Origin of the sequence: Mesorhizobium sp. M7A.F.Ca.CA.004.04.2.1 (assembly GCF_004022825.1) — a bacterium.
Lineage (GTDB): Bacteria > Pseudomonadota > Alphaproteobacteria > Rhizobiales > Rhizobiaceae > Mesorhizobium.
In genome coordinates this window covers 1-2,219 of record NZ_RZPH01000980.1, presented here as the reverse complement: position 1 = coordinate 2,219, position 2,219 = coordinate 1, and the positions used below count along the sequence as shown (strand labels likewise).

Sequence of the window (2,219 nt, the reverse complement as noted above, 5' to 3'; positions counted from 1 at the left end):
ACCAAACCCCTTGGTGCGGTTGAACCATTTCACCAGGGCGCGTTCGAGACCGCTCTCCGGCGTCACCGCGACATGGGTGCGCTGCTCCTGCATCTCGGCCGGGTGGACCGCGGTGGTGACGTCCATAGAGAGCACCCGGAAGGCCTGCAATCCGCGGTCGCCATGTTTGACGAGGCAGACCACGCGTGCGCCCTCCAGGGCCGTCTGAAAGCCATCCCTTCGAAGACATGTCACATGGAGGAGGATATCGCCGGAAATGCCGTCATCCGGCAAAATGAAACCATAGCCCTTGGCCACATCGAACCACTTGATGGCGCCGGCTATTTCGAGCAAGTCCGCGGCATCGCCGCCTTCGTCACGCTGCAAGGCGTCGCCGAGGGGTCCGTCCCGCCCCGTCAAAGAGGCCTTTTCCCCCATAAGAATGCCCCCTTTTTTCAAGAACACCGCAACTGATTCTTGCCAACAGATTAACACTGCGGCTTCCGGTCTGTGCAAGACCTGCCGTGCCTTTTTTCACGGTTCATTTGGGCAATACCGGATTTGTTCTTTGCCGGCATTGCGCACCGCCGCACGATTGCCCTTTGACAGGGCCGACCCTATGTTGCGCCGCAACGCAATTTATCGAGGAAATCACATGCGCTATCTGCACACCATGATCCGCGTCACCGACGTCGATGCCTCGCTCGACTTCTACTGCAACAAGCTCGGCCTCAAGGAAGTGCGCCGCTACGAAAACGAGCAAGGCCGCTTCACGCTGATCTTCCTCGCGGCCTCCGAAGACGAGCAAAGCGGCATCGCCGACAAGGCACCGCTGATCGAACTGACCTACAATTGGGATCCGGAAGACTACAAGGGCGGACGCAATTTCGGCCACCTCGCTTATGAGGTCGACGACATCTACGCCACCTGCCAGCATCTGATGGACAATGGCGTCATCATCAACCGGCCGCCGCGCGACGGCAACATGGCTTTCGTCAAGTCGCCGGACGGCATCTCGATCGAGCTTCTGCAGAAAGGCCCGGCCAAGGCCAAGGCGGAGCCCTGGGCTTCGTTGGCGAACACCGGAAGCTGGTAGCCGATCACGCTGTCTTGAGCGGACAATGCCAGGCTGACGGCCCGGTACCGTTTGGTTTTTCAGGGGCGGCGCCTATCTGTCTGGCTGAGGCGCCAGGCTTGGGCCGGCGCCCAGCCATGCAACAGGCGCTTGCCCAGGAGAATTCATGCCGACCAGCCATGCCGACGTCGCCACCGAACATGCCAGCCGCTACCTGCAGCAGCTGTGCAAGCACTGGGCGCACAAATTCCCGGTCGAGTTCGATCCCACCCACGGCACCATCGATCTCTCAATGGGCCGTACCGTCATGGATGCCAATGCGGCGACACTGCATATCACGGTGTCGACCGACGAAGCGGGATCGATCGAGCGCCTGGAAAGCGTTGTCGCCGATCACATCAAGCGCTTTGCTTTCCGCGAAGAACTGACCTTCGACTGGAAACCAGCACCGGCGGCATAGGCCGCCTACTTCCCACCGGTCTGAGCAGCCATCTCCAGCAGCGCCTGCACGGAGCGCCAGTTGCGTGCGGTGCCCGGGACTTTCAGCGTGCGCGGGATCAGCCCGGCAAACACCGATTTGCCCAGCCCGTCCGGCGCGTGCAAGTAGAGCACATCGCCCTTGATCTCGAAGCGTTCGGGGCCGGTGCACTTTTCGGTCAGTCGCGCCACCTCGTCCGCTGTCGGCTCGCGCTCCAGCACATAGGCATGCAGCTTGGTATGGTCCCCGGCAACTTCCGGGTAAGGGTTTTCGTTCACCAGCCGCTCGAACCATGAGAGATCGCGCACCATGATGCGCGAATAAAAACCCCATTTCTTCTCGAAGGCTGCTTCGATCTGTTTCGTCAGCGCGGCCGCGTCGCCCTTCTTCGCCCGGAACACGGCATTGCCGCTCTGCACATAGGTGGCGACATCGGAAAAGCCGAGATCCTCGAAGAACGACCGCAGCTCCGCCATTTTGACGATGCGGTTGCCGCCGACATTGATGCCGGAAAACAGCGCGACGAAGATTTTTCCTGCCTCCTTGCCGCTCATATGATGAACCCGGCCAATGTCTCGTTGTCGGTGATGTCCTGATACTGGACGCCCTCGGCCTCGAACTTCGCTTTGAGCAGATCGAAATTGCGGCGGTCCTTGGTTTCGATGCCGATCAGCACCGAACCGAAAT

At 60.4% G+C, this 2,219-nt stretch carries 4 protein-coding genes and 1 pseudogene; 2 read left to right on the top strand and 3 right to left on the bottom strand.

Features of this window, described 5'->3' with window-relative positions; genetic code table 11:
• On the bottom strand, positions 1 to 417 hold a 417-nt coding region (locus tag EN893_RS30100), incomplete at its 3' end, for a cold shock domain-containing protein (RefSeq protein WP_128362027.1).
• 217 nt (positions 418 to 634) lie between these two features.
• Here EN893_RS30100 and gloA point away from each other — a divergent pair.
• Positions 635 to 1,075, top strand: a complete 441-nt coding sequence (gloA, locus tag EN893_RS30095; RefSeq protein WP_128362026.1) for a lactoylglutathione lyase — start codon at positions 635 to 637, stop codon at positions 1,073 to 1,075.
• Between the two features lie 145 nt (positions 1,076 to 1,220).
• Positions 1,221 to 1,514, top strand: coding sequence for a DUF2218 domain-containing protein (locus EN893_RS30090; protein ID WP_127271774.1), 294 nt, complete (start codon positions 1,221 to 1,223; stop codon positions 1,512 to 1,514).
• A gap of 5 nt (positions 1,515 to 1,519) precedes the next feature.
• Here the strand turns inward: EN893_RS30090 and EN893_RS30085 are convergent, their stop codons facing one another.
• Together EN893_RS30085 and EN893_RS30080 are read right to left on the bottom strand one after the other, a co-directional pair.
• A complete protein-coding gene (locus EN893_RS30085; protein ID WP_127271772.1) occupies positions 1,520 to 2,086 on the bottom strand; it encodes a DUF1697 domain-containing protein in 567 nt (188 codons plus the stop codon).
• Positions 2,083 to 2,219: pseudogene (locus EN893_RS30080) on the bottom strand (threonine dehydratase); the annotation flags it as partial. The gene EN893_RS30085 and the pseudogene EN893_RS30080, both read right to left, overlap by 4 nt.

Excerpts from the sequence above, each read along its gene's own strand:
- gloA (WP_128362026.1), top strand. The coding sequence starts at position 635 with ATGCGCTATCTGCACACCATGATCCGCGTCACCGACGTCGATGCCTCG.
- EN893_RS30090 (WP_127271774.1), top strand. The coding sequence starts at position 1,221 with ATGCCGACCAGCCATGCCGACGTCGCCACCGAACATGCCAGCCGCTAC.
- EN893_RS30085 (WP_127271772.1), bottom strand. The coding sequence starts at position 2,086 with ATGAGCGGCAAGGAGGCAGGAAAAATCTTCGTCGCGCTGTTTTCCGGC.